The organism is Rhodococcus sp. JS3073, assembly GCF_026810085.1.
Classification (GTDB): Bacteria; Actinomycetota; Actinomycetes; order Mycobacteriales; family Mycobacteriaceae; genus Rhodococcus_F; species Rhodococcus_F wratislaviensis.
In genome coordinates this window covers 1-22,935 of record NZ_CP113952.1, presented here as the reverse complement: position 1 = coordinate 22,935, position 22,935 = coordinate 1, and the positions used below count along the sequence as shown (strand labels likewise).

At 61.4% G+C, this 22,935-nt stretch carries 13 protein-coding genes and 1 pseudogene; 7 read left to right on the top strand and 7 right to left on the bottom strand.

Translation table 11 applies throughout. The features are described 5' to 3' along the window. The first annotated feature begins 12 nt into the window (after positions 1–12). A complete protein-coding gene (locus OYT95_RS38165) occupies positions 13–3,252 on the top strand; it encodes a restriction endonuclease (RefSeq protein ID WP_268792800.1) in 3,240 nt (1,079 codons plus the stop codon). A gap of 73 nt (positions 3,253–3,325) precedes the next feature. Here the strand turns inward: OYT95_RS38165 and OYT95_RS38160 are convergent, their stop codons facing one another. Continuing rightward, positions 3,326–3,478 (bottom strand): hypothetical protein, encoded by a 153-nt coding sequence (locus tag OYT95_RS38160; protein WP_268792799.1) that lies wholly within the window; start codon positions 3,476–3,478, stop codon positions 3,326–3,328. On the opposite strand from OYT95_RS38160, the gene OYT95_RS38155 reads away from it, so the two are divergent. Continuing rightward, complete coding sequence (locus tag OYT95_RS38155; RefSeq protein ID WP_268792798.1) at positions 3,477–3,605, top strand: hypothetical protein; 129 nt, start codon at positions 3,477–3,479, stop codon at positions 3,603–3,605. The two genes, OYT95_RS38160 and OYT95_RS38155, sit on opposite strands and share 2 nt — an antisense overlap. A gap of 60 nt (positions 3,606–3,665) precedes the next feature. Here the strand turns inward: OYT95_RS38155 and OYT95_RS44550 are convergent, their stop codons facing one another. From OYT95_RS44550 to OYT95_RS38135, 3 genes are all read right to left on the bottom strand, one after another. Continuing rightward, on the bottom strand, positions 3,666–3,830 hold the full coding sequence (locus tag OYT95_RS44550) for a hypothetical protein (RefSeq protein ID WP_328286584.1): 165 nt from the start codon (positions 3,828–3,830) through the stop codon (positions 3,666–3,668). Positions 3,831–4,076: 246 nt separating this feature from the next. Further along, positions 4,077–4,250, bottom strand: a complete 174-nt coding sequence (locus tag OYT95_RS38140) for a hypothetical protein (protein WP_268793309.1) — start codon at positions 4,248–4,250, stop codon at positions 4,077–4,079. Between the two features lie 559 nt (positions 4,251–4,809). Further along, positions 4,810–5,859 (bottom strand): restriction endonuclease, encoded by a 1,050-nt coding sequence (locus tag OYT95_RS38135; protein WP_268792797.1) that lies wholly within the window; start codon positions 5,857–5,859, stop codon positions 4,810–4,812. Positions 5,860–6,171: 312 nt separating this feature from the next. On the opposite strand from OYT95_RS38135, the gene OYT95_RS38130 reads away from it, so the two are divergent. From OYT95_RS38130 to OYT95_RS38120, 3 genes are read left to right on the top strand one after another with little or no spacing between them, the layout of a single operon-like run. Next, on the top strand, positions 6,172–7,260 hold the full coding sequence (locus OYT95_RS38130; RefSeq protein WP_268792796.1) for a hypothetical protein: 1,089 nt from the start codon (positions 6,172–6,174) through the stop codon (positions 7,258–7,260). Further along, complete coding sequence (locus tag OYT95_RS38125; RefSeq protein WP_268792795.1) at positions 7,257–7,880, top strand: ABC-three component system middle component 2; 624 nt, start codon at positions 7,257–7,259, stop codon at positions 7,878–7,880. Before OYT95_RS38130 ends, OYT95_RS38125 begins: the two co-directional genes overlap by 4 nt. Next, a complete protein-coding gene (locus OYT95_RS38120; protein ID WP_268792794.1) occupies positions 7,877–9,958 on the top strand; it encodes a hypothetical protein in 2,082 nt (693 codons plus the stop codon). Before OYT95_RS38125 ends, OYT95_RS38120 begins: the two co-directional genes overlap by 4 nt. Before the next feature lie 1,057 nt (positions 9,959–11,015). Here the strand turns inward: OYT95_RS38120 and OYT95_RS38115 are convergent. The 3 genes from OYT95_RS38115 to OYT95_RS38105 form a co-directional block, all read right to left on the bottom strand. After that, positions 11,016–13,583, bottom strand: a complete 2,568-nt coding sequence (locus tag OYT95_RS38115; RefSeq protein ID WP_268792793.1) for an AAA family ATPase — start codon at positions 13,581–13,583, stop codon at positions 11,016–11,018. Between the two features lie 678 nt (positions 13,584–14,261). Beyond that, positions 14,262–14,729: a hypothetical protein gene (locus tag OYT95_RS38110; protein WP_268792792.1), complete on the bottom strand. Its 468-nt coding sequence runs from the start codon at positions 14,727–14,729 to the stop codon at positions 14,262–14,264. Between the two features lie 130 nt (positions 14,730–14,859). Then, complete coding sequence (locus OYT95_RS38105) at positions 14,860–15,627, bottom strand: hypothetical protein (protein WP_268792791.1); 768 nt, start codon at positions 15,625–15,627, stop codon at positions 14,860–14,862. A gap of 699 nt (positions 15,628–16,326) precedes the next feature. On the opposite strand from OYT95_RS38105, the pseudogene OYT95_RS44855 reads away from it, so the two are divergent. Together OYT95_RS44855 and OYT95_RS44850 are read left to right on the top strand one after the other, a co-directional pair. Continuing rightward, positions 16,327–16,511: pseudogene (locus tag OYT95_RS44855) on the top strand (DUF6308 family protein); the annotation flags it as partial. A 67-nt stretch (positions 16,512–16,578) separates the two neighbouring features. Continuing rightward, complete coding sequence (locus OYT95_RS44850; protein WP_442972593.1) at positions 16,579–16,794, top strand: DUF6308 family protein; 216 nt, start codon at positions 16,579–16,581, stop codon at positions 16,792–16,794. Positions 16,795–22,935: the final 6,141 nt, after the last annotated feature.

Below are 22,935 nucleotides of genomic sequence, written 5' to 3'. Positions count from 1 at the left end.
GAGGGCATGGTCATGGCGACCAAGCCGAAGGGCGACGATTTCGCATCAGACTGGGCACCTCGATACTCGGACCCCATTTACAAGCCGCCCAGCCCCGGCACATTTGCCACTCAGCCTGAGGGGCAGGATCTCGATCTTCGGATGGGGTGGGATCGCTTTGAGAAGCTCGTGCTCGAGCTGGGCCGGGGTTTACTCGGAATCTCACACATCATGCTCCGTAGGTACGGTACGCAAGGGCAGGCGCAGCATGGCATAGACATTGCTGGCCGTGAGCCGGACGGCCGGTACAGCGTTGTCCAGTGCAAGGAGTACCAGAGTTTCACGAATGCCAAACTCCGGGAAGCAGTCGAAACGTTCGCCAACGGAAAGCGCCCATTCGGGGCGGACAAGTTCGTTGTCGCTGTCAGCTGCAACACACAGGGGACTCAACTGTTCGAAGAGCTGGAGACGCTCCGCCTGGAACATCCAGACCTCGAATTGGATCTTTGGGGGTCAGAGCAACTCAATCCGGAGTTGCGCAGACGCCCCGAAGTCGTGGCGCAGTTCTGGACCCGCGCAACAGCCGAAGTTTTTTGCACTGACGCTCCGTTGCCCGGGGCTCCTTTGCCGCCCACGAACCGGGTGCAGCAAGCACAGCAGGTGCTGGTCGGTCCGCTACAGACGGACGGGATAACACCGCGGTTGCGCGACGCAGAGGAGAAACAACAGACAGCTCCCATAGAAGCGGCAAGTATCTACGCTTCCGTTGCGGACGAGCTCAACGCCGATGGGTATCGGGGCTACGCATTTGTGGTGCATACCCGGCAACTCGATGCACTCAGCGAAGCGGGCGCCCTCGACGACGCTGCAGCGGTGGCTGGACACCTCGCGGCGGTCAACCTACATCATGGTGACGATGACGCAGCAGGCCGTCAGAGGAGATGGCTGGATATCCGGGCCGGCGTGGATCTCGGGGCGCAGCTGACAGGAACCGCGACTATGACTGCGTCGCCAGGAGCGAAGAGACATGCAGCTCTGATTCGGGCTGCGGTTAACAGCTACCAGGACGTCCTCGGAGATGTCGGCGAACTCCTTGCCGTCCTCAACGACACGTCAATCGAGATGCCCGCACCGCATTACCAACCATTACTTGTGCTGCAGCTCGCTGAGTCGATGCTGATCGACATACCGGAACAATTGAACAGTCTCGACGAACTGTTGAATGACGCCATAATGCAGGTTGGGGCCCACCCTATCGAGGATGTTCAGAACGACATTGCGCTTCGGCTACGCCTGGTCCGTGCTGAATACGATGAGTCCGAGCATCAGCTCCTGCTGCGGGAGGCGCATCGCCACAAACTCAAGCCGATGCATGCCGCGATCGTCCACGCTCGCGAGGGGCGTCGATGCGCTCTTGCTGCCCTACCCGAGGATGCACTCGATCACTGGCTCGATGCCGTCCAGGAGGGCATTCACGCAAGTCTGACAGAGGACGCGGCGAATTGGCTTTACTCCATTCGGCGGCTCAAGTCCACCTACGGTGTCGTCGGTCCTACGGATGAGCATTACCTCGCCCAGGCCTTGCGTGCGAGCGCAGGTGAGCGTCTGATCCCGCGCTATCGGGATGTGCGCGAGCTCGCTCTCACCGAATTCGCAGCTGGGCGCCAGATACCGGCCGTAGTCGCAACGCGGCGATGGCTCGTCGACAGCATCGTGGCTGGACACTGGAGCGCCGAAGGAGCGGCACTGGAGCTGCTCGGCGATCTGTACCGCGCCACCAAGAGGCCGACTCTCGCCGCCCGGTATTACCAACGAGCTGGCAGCACAACAAAGCTCTCGGAGCTGGTCAAGGAAGTGCGAGACTATGCGCTCCCCTTTCGGCCACTCGACGGCGCTCCGTGGTGGGAGCTGCTATCTCGCTTCCGTGTGCTGGCGGAGCAGGCCGACCACCTTGACGACCACACCGCGGCAATTCTGCTTGGCCAGCTGATCGATCTCGCACGCAATCGACGGACCGAAACACCGAGGCATCCCCTCACAATCCAGATCACCGACAGTGCGTGTGCGCTCGCCGCACGCGGTTCCGCTACACAGGCCCAGCAGATTCTTGACTTGCTTGTCGACGATGTGCCGCGGCCATCGAACGAGTTCCGACACAGCGACCGGGCACACGCAAAGGCTTGTTTTGCGATTGCGCAGACCCATCCTGAACTGGCCTCTTCCGCAATCACCCGGCTGCTGGAACTTGCGCGCGGGGACGCACACGAAGCGGTCGCAGTCCTTCTCGATGATGATTTACTCAGGATGCTCGGTGCAGAGCAGTTTCCCGGATTGGCGGATTCTTCAGAGCGATTTGCTCCAGTATTGACAGCGGTGGAACGCGAGGCCGTCACGCGGCACGTTGAGACTCTTGTCGTCGAGAATCGGTATCTGGCGGCCGAACTGCTCCAGAAGATCGACCCTGGAAACCCTTTACTCCGGGCTCGTGGTGTGGACGCCCGGGATCAAATCCTCAACCGTCCTGAGCCGGATCCGAATCACGCAAACTCCGGGACTCAACTGCCTGCATCCGCGTTGCGGGTCAGCGTGCTCGACCCGGCCGAACAAAAACTGTGTCTGGACAAATTGCTGTTCGTTGCTGGAGACCGACGAGAGACCGCAGAGAATCGTCAGGACGCACTCATCGGGGCGAGTTATCTCGTCAAGAGCCAGCCGGCCGACATCCAGGCGGCCGTATTCGCACGATGCGCTCGTTTCGTTCGAGGCGACGAGGACGGCAGCGCCTTCGATCCGATGATCACCGGACCATCGGATCCGCTCAGCCCCGTCCAAGTGAACCTCGGCACTTCCTCGTTACGGGGAGCTGGACTCCGCCTCGCGCTCGAATCGGCCACCTCCCCAGACCAGTACAAGTCGGTTCGTGACAACGCGTTTGCTCTGCTAAATAGTGGAGAGGAAAGCGACGTCAATAGGGCGGCGCATGTGCTCCACAATCTTCCTGCTGAAGTTACTAGCGGTATCGAGCCTGCTCTCCTTAGCCCACACAGAAGCACGGCAGTTCGCAAGCTGGCTGCGGTGCTCAGCGTTCGGCGACTCGAGGAGTGTGAAACAACGGCCACCCGGCTAGCACACGATCCCGTTGTGTGGGTGAGAGGAACTTTGGCACGCGAAGTGTCTCGTGCAGACGGGCGAACAGAAGTGATCGATCGCCTCAAACAAGCGCTCGAACGAGATGTCCGATACAGCGTCCGCAGACAACTGACGGATACCTAGGGAACAATCCCCTCCGTGCAAACGTTGGCGTTCGCGGCTTTGCGAGTGCCCTTGCGGGCGACTGGTGCCTCATTCAGTACTCGGACGGCTTCGCAAGGTGGGCGCCCTCGTCGAGGTCGGAGGACATGCGGGCGGCGACGGTTTCACTGTCGCCGCCGGGGGCGGTCCGCGAGCGCGTGAGTTCACCAGTGGACAATCCGCTGGGTGCGGCAGGGGTGATGGTCATGCTCGGCATCGCCGACGACGCCCGGGTCCGCGACCTGACCGCCGAGCAGCGCGGGCAGATCACCGACGCGATCGCCGCGACGGCTGGCCCGATCCCGGTGCCGCGCATGTCGGGGAGTGAAAGATGAACGCGGCCACACAGACCGCGATCCCGATGACTACCGCGGTCAGCGCCCCCGCGCGGCTCATCAGCTGCCTGGACGCAGCGGCCGGCGGGCGGCGAAGACCGCGACGGTACCGACGACGGTGATCTCGACCTCACAAAACACGGCGGTCAGAGCCGTATGCAATCCGTCGAGGTCGTCGCCGCGATTGCGGAACAGCTTGATTGGCCGGTTGAAGAGGCTGTTCAAGGCGCGGCTGAGAGGGTGTCGTCCGCACCGGTGTCAAGGATGGTCGAGCCGAAGAACACCCGGTCGTCGGCAATGACCTGGGCGATGTGCCTGAACGCGCGGCCCTTCTCTGCCCAGGTCCCGGGAACGCAGTGCAGGACGAAGTTCCACCTCGGTGGCCGGCACCTCGACATTGGCCCGGAACAGGCTGGTACCTCCGCCGCGCCACCTACCCGACCCCGAACCCGAATGTGGTGCTGCTCGACCTCAACCCGAACACCCTGCAGATGAGTTGTAGTTTGCGAGCCGGCGTTCGCTGGGGCAGCACCAGACGAGGGTGCTGCTCCACCGCACCACGACGGTGTCGTACACCGACAGCAGCGACCGACTGTATCGGGCGGCACCGGCTTTCTCCGCCTGGGTGACTTCGTCTGCGGACATGCGTGTTCCCCCTCGTCGCTTATGTGATGGCGTTCCCCCGCCCTCACCGATGGTAAACGGCGCCGACTCCGATGACTTGGTCGATTCGTCCGCCGCGATTTGCCGCCGTGGTGTGCTGGTCGGAGCGTCGATCGTCGGCGGCCGCGTCGTCGTTGCCCGCCATTCGAGCTGTCGCCGGCTCGGCAGTGGATCGTCGACGGGAGTGCACACCACCTGACCGAAAGAGGCTGTCGCTTGGTGTCGAACGATCGTCATAGGACGCCGATCATCTGTGCGTGATCCTTGGTAGTCGAGTCGCCGCGGCGCTGGTCACGCGGGATGGGACTCGCTTCATCAATAGGGCGGGTGGCCCGCCGAAACCAACGAGCGGTACTACGCATTGTTGGCGCAATGGGGGCGTAAGAGCGGGGGCGGATCTGTTCGAGCGGTGGTTGTTCGACAACGGGGGAGCCGGATAAGGCGAGACCAACCTGAACACCTGCACTACCTCCAGGTGTCGCCGCACGCGGGACATCAACAAGAAGGCCCGCGAGTGCGCACACGCTCCCGAACCCGGGAGTCAAGTCGTCAAGGTCCGAAAAAATTCCTCTGTCTGTTGCTCGATCACTTGAAAGGGGTCATCGCCTTCCTCGTAATATCGAGCCATGTCAATCAGGTCCTGATCGGAAAGGAAGACGATCATCTTTCGTTTCTCCATCCATTCCTTGCGCCTTTTTTCTTTAGCTGACTTGCTCGGATTTTGACGAGAAATGAGTAAGCCAAAATTGCGAAGCGCCTTCTCTAGGAGGTAGTCCGAGATGGACCGAACTTCTCCTTGACTGATCTCCTGCGTATAGTTCTTGAACTCCGCGACCACAAATCTCGTTTGGTGCTCTTGTCTGATAAAAGACCATGGGGGTTGGTAACTTCTAATGGGAAATATGGCATCCATAATGTCTAGTCCATCATCAGTTCTGTTCTGGATTTCGGGAGGGCCGAGGTGGGGGTTGAACAGCTTGGTCAAAATTTCTGTCGCCGTTTCTTCAAACTTCTTCCAGTCCTCCCGCCCTGGCAGGATAGACGCGAGCTGCCCTTCTACCTCGTCGATCAGACTTGTGCTTGATGTCTGGCGGTCTACGGGGCCTGTGAGAAGCTCATTCGTTTGTCTTGATGTCGCGTCTCGACGGTGTTGATCCTGCAGTGCGGCTGCAAGGGAGCGTGGACGGTCGGCGACCAGATTTTCGAGAATGGTGCGATCCCAGAGGTCGACATTGGCGGAGGAGAGTATCTCCTTGTTGGGGTCAGGAAGGTCTGAATTCGTAGCAAATATTGCCTTGATTTTTTCATCCTGTTGCCTGAATCGAGAAATATCTCCTGTGAATCTTCGAAAATATGTTGTTGGTACTCGGGACTGTCTCCGCATCGCCTTTACTTCAACGAAAGTGCGAATTCCTTCCGGGGATACTGCTTCGAAATCGGCAAACCTGTCGCCTCTTCCGCGGGCTCTGTCGTCCCACTCCAAGATTTTATAGCCGAGTTCATTCAACAGGATTCCGACAAGCACCTCGAGTCCTTGGGGATCGAGCTGTTGAAGGTTCCCGGTGGGGTTGCTGTCGTTCGGTGGCTGCACTCGCGCAGTGTAATGGTCGCGCGGAGTGTTCGAGGTGAATAGTCTAGACGGATCGGATTACACCGAGTGCAGCATGAGCGGTGGGGATCGCGTGGGGGTCGTGCTACATCTACACGGGCCGAGGACGTCGGGAGTTCGCTTCGGTGGGCGGGGCCGGTATCAGGTCGACTGGCGCTGTGTCTGTATGCCGTACGAATGACGGCGCGGCTGCGGACGCGACCTGGTGCTTTCGGTGTTCGCGGGGTAGGACATGATTAGCGGCAGGGTTTCAGCGGGATGCCGCTGCGCGAGAGCGTTTGTCAAGGAGGACGGGTGGGGGCGCAGAAAGCACGTACTGGCGTCGAGGCTGGGGAGCCGCCGATCAGCTTCGCTGTGCACCAAGTCAGGGCCGGGGGCGAGATGGGGGCCCGGGACGATTTCGAAACCATGATCGGCCAGCTCGTTACCGCTATTCGCCCCGGGTCGAGGATGATCTCGGCGAATCCTGGAGATTGGGGGATCGACGCCTTTGCCGGAGATCTGGGTGGGGAAGTTGTTGTGTGGCAGTCTAAGTACTTCTATCCGGTGGTTGCCAAGAAGCATCATCAAGAGATACGGGACTCGTTCAATTCGGTGTGTGCCAAGGCCGACGAGCAAGGCCATGTGCTGAAACAGTGGATTCTGTGTGTCCCGGCGGACATGGATGCTCCGACAACAAAATGGTGGGATGGGTGGAAGGCACGCACTCAAAAGGCCAAGGGGTTATCGATCGATCTGTGGGATGCCAATCGGCTGCGTTCGTATCTGATCACGCCTGATGCGACGAATGTGCGTCGGCACTTCTACGGTCCCGCCGCCGGGCAACCGGAGGCGGGTACTCGGGAGATTGTGCTGCCGGACCCGAAACGGGTCGAGGAGATGGAGTCGGCGCTATTCGTTCGTCAACTCAAAGCCGCCGGGCACGTCGAGGTCGGTTCGGCGAAAAGGCAGTTCTTTAATGCTGATTTGATGGCGCGTGAAATCGCGGACAAGTCGGTTCCGTCTGAAGTTGCCGCGCTGTCGGAGGCCGACGCCCATGTGCACATGCTGTGGGAGGATCGCTTTAACGATGCGTGCATCGAGGTGGAGGACGCCGATCTGGCGGGGCTTCACGGGGCGGTGATGAACGACATCCGCGACGCCCACGACACAATCACGAGTGGGATCAAGGCCAGCCGCGTCCACGCTCGTGGACTGATGCATCGCGTGGTCGACGACCGTCGCGCCGGCTGGATCAGGGATTGGCGCTCCCTCGCCAAGGACCATCCCGTCAGCTCACACACTGCGAGTGGTCCGGGCCCCGTCGACGCGTGCACGATGAAAGTGATCCCTCACCCCGACCCCGCAACTGACGCTACTGACACGGTGGTGACACTCTCATGACGGCGAGCGAGCATCCGAGTACCGCATCCCCGGTCCGTCCGCCGGTCGCCCTTCCTGAAGATGACGTCGTTTTCCGTCTGGCCCAGCTATTGCTGCTCCTCGGATCTTTGGCCGAGCAAGGGAGTCCGGACGTCACAATCGAGAGGCTGAGCTACTACGACTTCCTCGTTGCCAATCCTCTCCTTGTTGTGGCAGAAGATGATCCGGACAGGATGCCGCTGTTGATGGCGGGCTTCGACAGTCGAGCCCTACACTATGCCAGCCCGACCCACCGGTTCACCACGCGGCGTGAACGATTGCAACACGATCTGGCGCTTCTCGTCTCCTATGGACTCGCAGTCTCGACGGTAGACAAAGCGGTGCGATACTCGGTCACCCCCTCGGGGCGTGAACTCGCCAGTCGTTTCACGGCGATCTACGCTCGCGCGTATCGCACCTCCGCCGAGATCCTCATTCGCCGATTGGACAAGATGAGCGACAAGCGGCTGCGTGAGCAGGCACGAACATGGACCACCCTTGACGCAACATCTGTGTCGGAATCAGATGGTGCGCTCTTCGAGCTCGAGTTGCTCGGAATCGAATACCCCGACAGTGATATCGACGAATGGCCGACCCGATGACTTCTCCCGGCCAGCCCGCAGCGGCCGACGAAACTGACCAGATGGCCCAGGACCGCGGAATCCGGATCCGAAAACTTCGCCTGAATGGAGTCGAGCGGCCCTACGAAATCGACTTCACGGACACGAACGACTACTCGCGTACGTTGTCGGTGGTGGCGGGAGCATTCAGCACGGGGAAGACGTCGGTGCTCGAATTCATCGACTACTGCCTCGGTGCGAAGAATCATCCGCCACACCCCGAAATCAGGCGTAAGGTTCGCTCCGCATCCCTCGAAGTGACCCTATCGGGTGCACCGCACGTCATCGAACGATCTGTCGGAGAGCAACCGTCAGCTCACGCCTTCGTTCGTGCCGGTCGACTGGGTGATATCGACATCCCGCCGGCCGAGCGTCGTCTGCTGAAGCCTACGGGTGACCCGCGGAGCCTTTCGAGCTTGCTGTTGTCCCACTGTGGACTCGAGGGGGTCGAACTGCGTGAAGCACCCACCAAAGCGGACTCGGCTACCGACCCGCTGAGTTTCCGGGATTTGATGAGTCTGTGCTACTTGCCGAACGAGCGGCTCGACGACAAGAATCTCTTGTTCGAGAACACACATATGAAGCGGCTCAAACTGGGCCAGGTGGTCGACGTCGTCTTCGGCGTACACGATGACAAAGCCGTCGAACTCGGACGCCGCATCGGAGAGCTCGAGAGCCGACTCAGCCGTGCCCGCGCAGACTACACCGCAGCGGAAGACTTCCTGTTCGAGAACAACTTCGGCAACCGAATCGACATCGAAGGTCAGCTTGACCAGGCCCGCGTGAGGGCGCGCAGCATCGAAATCGAACTGAGCGATGTCGATGGCCAGATCCTCGGCGCCTCCACATTCGCTGAACGCCTGCGGGAGCGCCACCGCGCTGCGAGCGGGCGCGCACGCCGGACCGCGATGATATTGCGAGACAGGGAGACCCAGGTCCGCAGACTGATACCGCTCCGCGCTCAGTATGCCGACGACGTCTCGAAGTTGGTGATGCTCGCTGAGGCGCACGAACTGTTCGATCCCCTACGCGTGCAGGTGTGCCCCGCCTGCATGAACGCACTGAATGGCGCGGTGAGTATTGACGGCGGTCACTGTTCACTGTGCCGCCACGCTATACCGATAAACTCGGCCAACACCGACGCGGACCGCGTGCCGCCATCAGCGCACGATCGACCCCACCACGGCACCTCGACCGTGCACGCACATGGTCAAACTAACGGCCAGTTCGACGTCTCCACCGAGCTTCGTGCCACTAGAGCACGCTTGCGAGAGATCACTGCGTACATCGATGACCTCGAACTAGAGATCGGGGACCGACGAGCAGAATATGAGCAGGCGAGAGAAGAAGAACGGCAACTCGCGATTCAACTCGACGAGTCGACCCGTCATACCGTCACTCCGTTCCTTAGCCAACGCGATGATCTTATGCGGCGAAAACAAGAATCCGCAGCGGTGGTCGAGCGCACCAGGACCGGGATCCGCATGCTCGACGGATTGGATCGTCGTGGTACGGCAGTTACCAGACTGCAGACTCAGGTCGAGGTCCTCCGCCGCGAGCGTGACGAAGCGAATATCGAACCCGACCGCGACCTAGTGATACACCGGATTAGTGAGCGGTACCGCGAGATTCTCACCTCGTGGCGCTACCCGAAGATCGACCAGGCATTCATCGATAACAAATTGGTTCCCCACATGCGAGGGACTAGCTACCGCGATGCGTCCTCGGGCGGCAGGACGCTCATATCAATGGCGTGGGCACTCGCTGTATTCGAAATCGCATGGGAGACAGGAGCAGCTCACCCAGGTTTCATGATGATTGACAGCCCCCAGAAGAATCTCGGTCAAGGTAAGAATCGGGATGCCGAGTTCGCGGACAGCGTCGCTGTCGACGGGGTATACAGACACCTCAACACCTGGCTTGACGGATCCGGCGCCGGCGCGCAGATCCTCATCGTGGACAATGCACCACCTGCCATGGCAGACGACGATGTGGTCGTACGATTCAGTGGCCGCGCCGAGCACCCCCCATACGGTCTCATCAGCGACGAGGTCTCATGAACTGGCTCGTGAGACCTCATATGTCCACACCCGTTTCGGTGTCACTCCGTGGTCTAACTACAACCCGAAGTTCTCAGCAGGTTCGTTCGAACGAACCCAGCGCTCGAACATCGATATGTCGTTGACACGACTATCAACAGTGCGGCGAGTAGGGCCGAATGCGCCGATGATGGCGGTGGCTGCTGCTGCTGCACGACTTGTTGGCCGCTGAGATATCGACGTCCTCATCCGGTCCGTCGCGGTTCCATATTGCTCGAAGGGAACGAGTCGAGATACCGGGGCGGGCTGAAACCAGAGGGGGCTGTCGAGCAGATGCGCGTAGCCGGGCGCCGAGTCACTGGAACTGTACCCAGAGTGAATTAGCGGTGGCGGTGACGCTGCTCGTCGTGCGGCAAGATCGGTGCTCCCCGGTCGCCGGCGTTCGGCCCGGGCGGCCAAGGTCGGCGCAGGCGGTGGGGCGGGTGAGGGCCAACGCCAAGACGCTGACCGGCCCTGCGGCGGCCGCTGCGGTCAGCGCGGTGGCTGCTGCCCCTGACCGCGGCGCCGTCCGTTACAGCGCTTGGCCACTGCAGCACTGGCAGCGGGGACCTCTGGAAGCAGACACACCGGAACAGGTGACGCTGCAGATCAGCGGCATCACAAATCCGCAGTTGGTCGTGACGGACTTGTCTGTCACTACCCACCTCATCAACAGCAAAGACATGGGTGAGATCCTCGCGACCGCGCTCGGCGCCTGGTCCAAAGTACGGCTGATCAAGGCCGAGGTGAGAAGCGCGTCGGGATACCGTCGTGAAGTTGGCGCGCGGGGCTGCAACGTGAGGACGGACTGCCGTCTCCGCACTCACTGCGGTCGTGGACGCTGGGAAGCATTCCGGCCTGGCGTCTGTCCTCATCGTCGCGGTGGTTGTCGCAGTGGGTCGTCCCCGTGTCGCGAATGGGCGCCGGCTTGTCTCGGCTCTCGAACGGAGACGTCTGATCCTGTAGCAGCTGCAGAGGCAGTAGATGCAGTGCTGCACAGGCGATCAAAGCGCAGCCAAGGCGATCACCGTTGGATGAGTTACTCGGCGGCAGAATTGTAGGATGTGCGTGCTTTGGTTAGTTCGGACCAGTGTTCCTCGAGTCCAGCAAGTGTGGGGCTCACGCTAAGACTGGGCAGGGGCTGTGAGTGGCCGTCGATGTATCGACAGGCTTCCTCGAAGATGCTGTTGACGGTCTCTATTGCTGCGGGGAGCGCTCCTGGCTTGATCTTTGGCAGGTTGGTCATCCGCACATTTGGTTGGTAACGCTGGGTGACGCCTTGGAGAAGTTCCGTTTCGGTGAACACCTCGCACCAAGCCCGAATCCAGTCGTAACCGGTCCGAACGAGCGCCGCCCGGGCATCGCCCTGCTGCGATTTGGCTGCCTGGATGGTCTCGTTGATGTTCTTCTTGATGTTGTTCAAGCTGTCCCAGCGGGGGCCGGTGGCGCGGGTGATCTGACCCTTGCCGTCTTCGTCACTGATCTGGAAGTACGAGCATCGCTTGGACGCCTCCATTAGCGTGAGAAGGGTAGTGGCGAAAAAGATGTCGTGAGTGAACACGACGACCTGCGTCGTCTCAGCGAGGGAGGCAATGCGCTGTGCGACTTCGTTGATCCGTCGGTGGTCGAGACTGGAGACGGGGTCGTCGAAGATGACGGGTGCAGTGATGCCAGTGAGGCGCGCCTCCGCGAGGAAGTCCGCGATCGCCAGCACCTTCTGCTCGCCTTCGGATAGGACCTTGGATGGCCTGTGTTTACCGCTGAGGACCTTGCGGCGTTGTGCGCGCCCCTGGCGGCCGACAAACTCCACCTGCAGTTCAGGTGCACGGAGGGCCCCACATTCTTCGTTGAAGAGCGTGTCGAAGCTCTCGTTGATCATCTGGTCGCTTGCGGTCTTGGCCAGGACGGTGACGGAACGCAATTGGCTGGACATGGGCTTGGCGAGCAGTGTCAACCGGTCGGCCTGCTTGGCGTCGTGCACGTGCGACTCGATGACCGTCCACGATTTTGTCAGTTCGGCCGCAGCTTCGAGCTCGACGAGTTCCTTCTTTTTCTCCGCAAGAGTCTCTGCCCGTGTGGCGGCCTGCTTCCTCAAATCGCCCAATGCCTGTGTGACGGTTACGAGCGCGGCGGAGAGCGCCTCGGAGTCTGCCTTGGCGCACTCGGTCAGGGTGGGCTCGATGTTCGAAGCGGATCGAATGTCATCGATCAGCTCGACGATCAACGAGAGGATGCGGTCGAGCTCGACGTGGAAGGTCGGCTTGTCATCGGTGTCAGCGTACTCATTGACGAAGGTGGCGACGTCGCTGGTCTGGATCGAGGTGACCGGGTCGGTCAGCGCGCGCAACCGGGTTCTCGAAGCGGCGATCTCGGTGGTGATCTTGTCCTCGAGATACTCGGAGTACTTGCCGATGAGGGCTCGCGCAGCCTCGCCCAACGGCTGTCGGCAGTACAGACACCGATCCGCGTCGTGCGCTCCGAGGGCGCTGAGGTGAGCCTGGTACGCCTCGCCGGATTCGAGGAAGGCACTCCAGGTGTCGTCGGGATCGGCAGGAAGATCGGCCGCCGCGAATAAGGCAACACGGAAGGTGCGGTAGTCCTCGTCGAGCCCGGTAAGTGTGGCGAGTTCGCGGTTGTACGCGGCCACGTCAAAGGCGGCGATCTCGGCGGCGGCGGTAGACGCCTGGGTGAGGATGCGTTCTACCCGCTGCTGGAGCTTGATCTCAGCGCTGATGGTGTCCGCTTCAAGCGCCGCGACTGTGCGGCGCAGTGTGGCGATGCGGGCATCGACATTGGGATCGGGATCGGCCGCTGACTTCAGTTGCTCCAGGTCGGTGGCCGCTCCGAGGGTTTCGATGAGCGGATATACCGTGGCGGCGCGAGGAAACCGGGACACAATTCCTGTGGAGCCGGAACGCAGCTCTTGGACGGCTTGGTCGATCTTGTCTTGTACCGACTTAATCCCGGCAATTACGTGGTTGAACAACGCCAAGGCGGCCGGTACATAGACGTACTCAAGGTCGTCATCGACGTGAAAGCTGACGGAGGGACTGTCGAAAATCGACATCCTGGTGAACGGGGCGACCCCCTGTTGGCCTGTCCAGGCGTACGTCTTCGACTCCGAACCGAGCGTGTAGCCGACGAGTGCAGACTGGTCCCGAGGCGTGGCAGCGTCAATGTTGCCGAGGACCACATCAGCGGTTCGGCTAGCTGCGAGAGCCTTGAAGATCCGGGAGTACCCAGTCTTGCCGGTGCCATTCTCCCCGAACAGGATCGTCAACCCCTCATGCGGTTCGATCCCGCCGCCTTCCACGAGGGCGTTGACGCCGGTGACTGCGGAGAGTGAGGTGAGTGTCAGGGGCTCGATCGCCTCATCCTCCCGTTCTACGGTAGCGAGCAGCTCCTCGGTGGGAAGCTCGCGAATGTCGAAGGCCTTCTCCTGCCGAAATAGGTTGTACGCCTGTGCTTCTTCGTCGCTTCCCAGCGGGACGCCGCCGTTAAGAACCTGACGGACGATGTGGCGCACCCACTCGTCTGACGAGTTCGCCCATTCGCTTAGAAGGCCGCGCGGGTCCAGCCGCTGCTGTGGAGTCACTACGTCCGTCACTGTCCCGCCCCTCGCCGACGAGTGCGAGGTCGTGGCTGACCGTGCTACTCGCCGTCGACTCTAGCTGGTCCGTGAACACTGGGGCCGGGGAGCTGTCGAACATCTTGGGTGGTGCCCACCACGCGTAAAGGCCCCGCGCTGCGGGGAGGTTGGACAGGTTGTCGAGTGTGTGGCTGGTGGAGTCGAGGGCGGTGATGATGGCTGCCGAATCGAGAGGGGCCACTGGGGGCGTGGTCTGCTTGGCTGTCCGTGTGCCGGGATCGGGCGACACTCCCTGCGCGGGCGGTGAGGTGTCGCCGACTTCTGGGCGGTGCTCGGGACGGGCAGCTACATTTCGATGATCAGGCAGCCGCGACCGCGGGCGATCATCTCGGCGCTCAGTGAGGTGGCGATCCGTGCGCCGGTAGTTGAATCATTGCACCGGCGCGCGGTGGATTCGGCAAGTCACAACCGCGCGGCGTGCTCGGCCCGCTTTGAAGCAGATGCGGCGCAACGGCCTCGGCTACGAGTTCCAATCTGCTCCTGGCCGCTGCGCACACCCCTGCGCGGCGACGCGAACGTGCGCCACGGAGCCTTCACCTGCACTCGGGAACACGCCGAAAGGTGGATCTGCCGACCCGCTGATTATTGATGCGGACCAGGCAGTGGCGCCTGGGAATGACGGATCCTCAGTGCTGGTCAGGATCGTTTGTGGCGTACAGGGGTGCTGCAGAGGGCGAGGACGTCGGCATATGCGACGAGGTCTCCGAACGATCGCCCCGAGAAGGTCTCGGTCTCACCTGCCCCGCACACTCGCCGGCCGCGGTTGGGTAGCTGATCACTGAACACCGACACACCATCTGGTTGACGTGCGAATTCCTTCAGACGGATTTCGAGGTCGCCAAGTTCGGACCGTGGCGTGGCCTCCAGTCTGAGCGCGGAAACCGGAGTCGATTGCCAGTGACGGATGATTCTCCAGCCGTAGCGATCTCCGAAATCCGTGACGAGTTTGCCGCGACGGGTCGGCCAGGTCGTTGTCTGCCCGACCTTCACCCAGCCGGAGTCGAACTCGACTACGTAGAGGCAGCCGGTTTCGGCGCGTTGTCGTTTGGGTGGCCACGGCTGATCCCTGACTGTGATGTTGGTGAACAACTCGTCGTAGGTCATACCCATCTCCGCTCTGACCGACTGGAGCGGATGTCTGCTCCGGTACTTGAAGTGATTGTTGCGAACACCTCCGACACCTGAACGGAGACTTCGGCAGGTTTGGGCTTCTTTCCCCGCGAGCGAGGACTGTTCAGTCGTGCCATGTGGCGAGCGACCATGGTCCGTCTATCCAGAGTTTCAGTTCGGCGATCGGCGCACGGTCCGCTGTCCACAGATTCCAGTGCCCGAAACCGAGCCATCGATCGCCAGGTTGAACGTGGGTGAAGGTGTCGGGGTTCTTCGACCGAACGACGACTCGAATGCGCCGTTGTCTACCGGCGTGGTCAACGAGGCCGGTGTGGTGGTCGTTGCTGAGTTGGTAGGTGTCCCCGCTGCCGATGGTGTCGATGGTGCCGACGGTGCCGTGGAACGCGAGGGGGTGTTGGATATCGGCGAACTTCGGGAGCAGAGATGCGATGGCTGTCGTCTCGGTCATGTTGCGGCAGAACCGTGGCCATGTGATCTTCTTGCCTGCGTAGCGAGCGCGGAACCGGTTGGCTGCGTCAGGATCGTCGTCGAAGTCTCGAAGCAACCGGAGAATGCGTGCAGCGCTGCCCAAGGCCGGCGTGAGCGTGCGGGTCGAAGATGAGACCTGTAGCCGGGCACGGGGTCGGCCAGGCTTACTGGAGGGGAGTCGATCGGGCGGCTCGATCTTGTCCGGGCTCGGTACGATCAGTTCGTACATGTCGCCGACATGTACGACCGACCCTCGACTGTCCAAGATGATGCGCTCGGCCCGATTCTTGAAGTCATAGCGGCAACCGGGATCGTGTTCGCCGTTCTTGGTCACCGCGTAGTGCGCCATGACTTGGGTAGTACCACCACCCGGCGTGCGGCGCGGATGCGATCGGGTTCCCACGACTCCAATGGTGCAGCCACCGCACTTCAGTGGTTTGTACGCCGCGTACGGAGGCGGTGAAGCATCGATCGCAGCCCGCGAGTGGAGTCGGCCGCGGTTGTCTCGCGCGGTGGGAACCCCGACTCAGTCAGCCATTCGTGTCTCCCTCTTCGTGATGTGGGTTATCCGGACTACTTGCGGCGGGACACGGTTGATGTCCCCCAAGCAGTGTCGTGCACCGATGGGCGTCTATGCCCAGGAGGGCGCTCTCGGTCAACTCGCACCGGCGTTTGCATGTCGGTTGGCTGCGGTTCTGAATGCTGCGGCCGACGCAGCTTGAGACGATCGACAGGGTTGCGCGGTCGGGTGTGTGAAGCGTGATCCGGGCGCTTGCTGCTGCGGCGCCTGGCTGGACTTGCTCGAGAGCGGCGCGCCCTGACCAGCGATGACTCCGGGCCCGGCGCGTAGCGACCGCTCCCGGCTCGGTTCCCGGTCGCCGCCGCCTGGGGGTGAGAGGGTGCGGGGTATGACATTGCGGCTGCCGTCCATCCTTGCGACGGATTCGGATGCTGCGGCGGTCGCGGCGCTGACGAGGTATTAAGACCGCCCGTACCTGGGCGACGACGCCTACTTCGGCGCGCACTTCGACTCCTGGTCCAGCACCGGCAATCGGGCCGGGGAGGCGGACCGGTTCACCGCGGACGATCTGGGGCGCGGCGGGTGTTCCTGTCGGTGCAGGTCCCCCCGACGGCGGCGCGGGCGATCCTGCACACCGAGGCGAAGACGCTGAACGCGCTTCTGACGGCGATAGGCCCGGATCGGGACCTGGTGTCGACGAACCGGACCCGCTCGCCCCGGGATGGCCCGCCTGGGATCTGGAAACGGCCCTGTGGGCGTTGCCGGGGATCGGCCAGACGAAGACGAAGCTGATTGCCCGCAAATGTCCCCGGCTGTACCCGATCTTCGGATTCGGTGGTCAGTCAGGTCCTGGGCACCGAGCGAGCACATCTGAACCCGGTCCGGGAGGTCCTCCGCGCCGACGACGGGGCGCCGCACCGCCGGTTGCTGTCGATCCGGAAGGAGGCCGGCCTCCCCGAAGAGATCTCCGCGCTCCGCGTCTTCGATGTGATCGCCTGGATGGACGGCAAGAACCGCGGCCTCGGCGAGCGTTCTGACCTGGGTGGATGACACGTCCCGGGGTGAATCGGCACCGGCACGTCCGATGATGGACGGTGTGGACGAGGCGACCCCGCAGGGGTGGGAAGAGGGCTGCGGATTTCGTTGGGCATCATCGCGGGTCTGCTGGCGGGGTTCTTTTGTTATGTGCCGGAGGTGATCTTGTGGCAGCACTTTTTCGATGTTCCGCGACCGAGGGTGTATCCGCACGGCTCGTTCACCTCGTTGGGGCCCGGATCCGCCGCCAGCCTCGTATTGGGTGAGCTGGGCGGCACCACAACAGCAGGGCGGTGCCGCAGTCACCAATACGAGGTGGCGGCGGATCGGGCCCCAACGAGGTGAACGAGCCGTGCGGATACACTCGGTCGCGGAACATCGAAAAGTGCTGCACAAGATCACTCCGGCACATAACAAAAGAACCCGCAGCAGACCGCGATGATGCCAACGAAATCCGAGCCTCTTCCACTGCGGGGTCGCCTCGTCCACACGTCATCATCGGACGTGCGGTGCGATTCACCCGGGACGTGTCATCACCAGGTCAGAACGTCGCGAGGCGCGGTTCTTGCCGTCATCAGGCGATCACATCGAAGAGCGGAGCGCGGAGATCTCTTCGGGGAGGCGGCCTCTTCGGATCGACAGCAACGGCGGTGCGGGCCCGTCGTCGGCGCGGAGGACTCGGACCGGGTTTAGATGTGTCGCTCGGTGCAGGACTGATGACACCGAATCCGAAGATGGGTACAGCGGGGAATTTGCGGGCAATCAGCTTGTCTTCGTCTGGCGATCCCGGCAACGCCAGGGCGTTTCAGATCCAGGGGGCGCATCCGGGGCGAGCGGGTCGGTTCGTCGACACCAGGTCCGATCGGGCTATCGCCGTCAGAAGCGCGTTCAGGTCTTCGCTCGGTGTGCAGGATCGCCGCGCGCGTCGGGGGGACTGCACGACAGGAACACCGCCGCGCCCAGATCGTCGCGGTGAACGGTCGCTCCCGGCCCGATTGCCGGTGCTGGACAGGAGTCGAAAGTGCGCGCGAGTAGGGGTCGTCGCCAGGTAGGGCGGTCTTAATACTGTCAGCGCCCGCGACCGCCGCAGCATCCGAATCGTCGCAAGGATGGACGGCAGCCGCAATGTCATACCCGCACCTTCACCAGCGGCGGCGACGGGAACGAGCGGGAGGGTCGTACGCGCGGGCGGAGTCATCGCTGGTCAGGGGCGCGCGCTTCGAGCAAGTCAGCCAGGCGCCGCAGCAGCAAGCGCGGATACGCTTCACACCGACGCGCAACCTGTCGATCGTCTCAAGCTGCGTCGGCGCAGCATTCAGAACCGCAGCCACGACATGCAAACGCCGGTGCGAGTTGACGAGAGCGCTCTGGGCATAGAGCATCGGTGCACGACATGCTTGGGGGACATCAACGTGTCCGCCGCAAGTAGTCGGATAACCACATCACGAAGAGGGAGACACGAATGGCTGATGAGTCGGGGTTCCACCGCGCGAGACAAACGCGGCCGACTCCACTGCGGGCTGCGATCGATGCTTCACCGCCTCGTACGCGGCGTACAAACCACTGAAGTGCGGTGGTGCACATTGGAGTCGTGGGAACCGATCGCATCCGCGCCGCACGCGGGTGGTGGTATACAAGTATGGCGCACTACGCGGTGACCAAGAACGGCGACACGATCCGGTTGCGCTATGACTCAAGAATCGGGCGAGCGCATCATCTTGGACAGTCGAGGGTCGGTCGTACATGTCGGCGACATGTACGAACTGATGTACGAGCCGACAAGATCGAGCGCCGATCGACTCCCAGTAAGTGGCGGACCCGTGCCGGTAAGGTCTCATCTTGACGCACGCTACGCGGCTTGGGCAGCGCTGCACGCATCTCCGGTTGCTTCGAGATTCGACGACGATCCTGACGCAGCCAACGGTTCGCGTCGCTAGAGGCAGAAGATACATGGCACGGTTATGCGCAACATGACGAGACGGACAGCCATCGCATCTTGCTCGAAGTTCGCCGATATCCAACACCCTCGCGTTCCACGGCACCGTCGGCACATCTCGCCACATCGGCAGCGGGGACACCTACCAACTCAGCAACGACACACACCGGCTCGTTGACACGCGGTAGACAACGGCGCATTCGAGTCGTCGTTCGGTCGAAGAACCCGACACCTTCACCACGTTCAACTGGCGATCGATGGCTCGGTTTCGGGCATGGAATTGTGGGACAGCGGGACGTGCGCGATCGCCGACTGAAATCTGGATAGACGGACATGGTCGCTGCCATGGCACGATGAACAGTCTCGCTCGGGGGAAAGAAGCCAAACTGCCGAAGTCTCGTTCAGGTGTCGGAGGTGTTCGCAACAATCACTTCAAGTACGGAGCAGACATCGCTCCAGTCGGTCAGAGCGGAGATGGGTATGACTACGACGAGTTGTTCACCAACATCACAGTCAGGGATCAGCGTGGCACCAAACGACAACGCGCCGAAACCGGTGCCTTACGTAGTCGAGTTCGACTCGGGTGGGTGAAGGTCGGGCAGACAACGACTGGCCGACCGTCGCGGCAAAACTGTCACGGATTTCGGAGATCGCTACGGCTGGAGAATCATCCGTCATGGCAATCGATCGGTTTCGCGCTCGATGGAGGCACGCACCGGTCCGAATTGGCGACTCGAAATCGTTGAAGGAATCGCACGTCAACAGATGGTGTGTCGGTGTTCAGTGATCAGCTACCAAACCGCGGCCGGCGAGTGTGCGGGGCAGGGTGAGACGAGACCTTCTCGGGGGCGATCGTTCGGAGACTGTCGCATATGCGAGGTCCTCGCCTCTGCAGCACCCTGTACGCACAAACGATCTGACCAGCACTGAGGATCGTCATTCAGGCGCCACTGCTGGTCGCATCAATAATCAGCGGGTCGGCAGATCCACTTTCGGCGTGTTCCGAGTGCGGTTGAAGGCTCCGTGGGCGCACGTTCGCGTCGCGCGGAGGGGTGTGCGCAGCGGCAGGAGCAGATTGGAATCGTAGCGAGGCGTTGCGCGATCTGCTTCAAAGCGGGCGAGCTCGCCGCGCGGTTGTGACTTGCGAATCCACCGCGCGCGGTGCAATGATTCAATACGGCGCACGGATCGCCACTCACTGAGCGCCGAGATGATCGCGCGGTCGCGGGCTGCTGATCATCGAAATGTAGTGCGTCGAGCACGCCAGAAGTCGGCGACACCTCACGCGCGCAGGGAGTGTCGCCGATCGGAACGGACAGCAAGCAGCAAGCCCCAGTGGCCTCTCGATTCGGCAGCCATCATCCGCCTCGATCCACAGCACACATCGACAACTGTCCAACTCCCGCAGCGCGGGCCTTTACGCGTGGTGGGCACACCAAGATGTTCGCAGCTCCGGCCCAGGTGTTAGGACGCTAGAGTCGACGGCGAGTAGCACGGTCAGCACGACCTCGCATCGTCGGCGAGGGGCGGGACAGTGACGGAGTAGTGACTCACAGCAGCGGCTGGACCGCGCGGCCTTCTAAGCGTAATGGGCGAATCGTCAGACGAGTGGGTGCGCCACATCGTCGTCAGGTTCTTAACGGGGGTCCGTGGGAAGCGACGAAGAAGACAGGCGTACAACTATTTTCGGCAGGAGAAGGCCTTCGACATTCGCGAGCTTCCACGAGGAGCTGCTCGCTACGGTAGAAGGGAGGATGAGGCGATCGAGCCTGACATCACTCATCTCTCGCAGTCCCGGCGTCAACGCCTCGTGGAAGGCGGCGGGATCGAACGCATGAGGGGTTGACGATCTGTTCGGGGAGAATGGCACCGGCAAGATGGGTACTCGGATCTTCAAGGCTCTCGCAGCTTAGCCGAACCGTGATGTGGTCCTCGGCAACATTGACGCTGCACGCCTCGGGACCAGTTGCACTCGTCGGTACACGCTCGGTTCGAGTCGAAGACGTAGCTGGACAGGGACAGGGGGTCGCCCGTTCACCCAGGATGTCGATTTTCGACAGTCTCCGTCAGCTTTCACGTCGTGACGACTTGAGTACGTCTATGTACGGCGCCCTTGGCGTTGTTCAACCACGTAATTGCGGGATTAAGTCGGTACAAGACAAGATCGACCAAGCGTCAAGAGCTGCGTTCGGCTCCAAGGAATTGTGTCCGGTTTCTCGCGCCGCACGGTATATCCGTATCGAAACCCTCGGAGCGGCACCGACTGGAGCAAACTGAAGTCGCGGCGATCCGATCCAATGTCGATGCCCGCATCGCCACACTGCGCGCACAGTCGCGGCGTTGAAGCGGACACATCAGGTGAGATCAAGTCCAGAGGGGTAGAACGCATCTCACAGGCGTCTACCGCGCCGCGAGATCGCGCTTTGACGTGGCGCGTACAACCGCGAACTGCCAATTACGGGTCGACGAGGACTACGCAACTTCGTGTTGCATTATTCGCGGCGGCCGATTTCTGCGATCGACGACACCTGGAGTGCTTCTCGATCGGCGAGGCGTACAGGCTCACTCAGGCCTCGGAGCGCACGAGGGATCGGTGTCTGTATGCGAAGCGTTGGGCGAGGCTGCGCGAGCTCATCGGCAAGTACTCGAGTATCTGAGGACAAGATCACACGAGATCGCCGCTTCGAGAACGGTTGCGCGCGTGACGACGGTCACTCGCTCAGACAGCGGAGTCGCCTTCGTCAATGAGTACGTGACACCGATGACAAGCGACTTCACGTCGAGTCGACGATCTCTCGATGATCGTCGAGCTGATCGATGACATTCGATCGTTCGAAATCGAGCACTGACGAGTGGCCAAGGACAGATCTCCGAGGCGCTCTCAGCGCGCTCGTAACGTACACAGGATTGGGCGATTGAGAAGCAGGCGCACACGGGCAGAGACTCTTGCGGAGAAAAGAAGGAACTCGTCGAGCTCGAAGAGCGGCGAATGACAAAAATCGTGGACGGTCATCGAGTCGCACGTGCACGCAGCGAAGCAGGCCGACGGTTGACATGCTCGCCAAGCATGTCAGCCATTGCGTCGTCAGTCCTGGCAAGACGCAGCGACCAGTATGATCAACGAGAGCTTCGACGTCTACAACGAAGAATGTGGGGCCTCGTGCACTGAACTGCAGGTGGAGTTTGTCTGGCGCAGGGGCGCGCAACGGCAGGTTCAGCGGTAAACACAGGCATCCAAGGTTATCGAAGGAGAGCAGGAGGTGTGGCGATGCGGATTCTCGGGAGGCGCGCTCATGGATCACTGCACCGTCATCTTCGACGACGTTCAGTTCGACCCGGGGATCAACGAAGTCGCACAGCGCATTGTCCTCGCTGAGACGACGCAGGTCGTCGTGTCACTACGACATCTTTTCGCCACTACCTTCTCAGCTAATGGAGGGTCCAAGCGATGTCGTACTTCCAGATCAGTGTACGAAGACGGCAAGGGTCAGATCACCGCGCACGGCCCGTGGGACAGTTGAAATACATAGAAGACATCAACGAGACATCAGGCAGCCAAATGCAGACGGGCGATGCGCGGGCGGCGCTCGTTCGGACGGTTACGACTGGATTCGGGCTTGGTGCGATGTGTTCACCCTGAAACGGAACTTCTCAAGGGTCACCAGCGTTACCAAACAAATGTGGGATGACAACTGCCAAATATCAGGCAGGAGCGCTGCGCAATAGAGAGTCAAACAGTTTTTGATGAAGTGTGTACATGACGGACATCTCAGGCGGCTGCCAGTTTAGGTGGGCACTACTTGCTGGACTGAGGAACCTGGTGACCAACAGTCATGACATCTAATTTGCGCGAGTAACATATCCAACGGTGAATCGTTTGGCTGCGTTTGATGCTGTGCTGATGCATCTATGCCTTGCGTGCTTACAGGATCAGACGTCTCGGTTTGAGAGCGAGAAAGCGTGCCATTTGCGGAACGGGGGAGAGCATGAGGGGCGTAAACACGCGGCGATGAGGACGAGCCAGTCGGATGTTTCCGAGTACGAGCAGTGAGTGGGGGACGGCAGTCGTCCTCCTAGTTGCAGCCCGCCGGAACTTCACCCGGTATTCCGGGAGGTTTTCCACTGGCTTGATCAGCGTACTTTGGCCAGGCGGCGAGCGCGGAGGTCGCGAGGGGATTCACCACTTTTAATGGTGTTGCAGTGTGCAGTGGGTTAGCGAG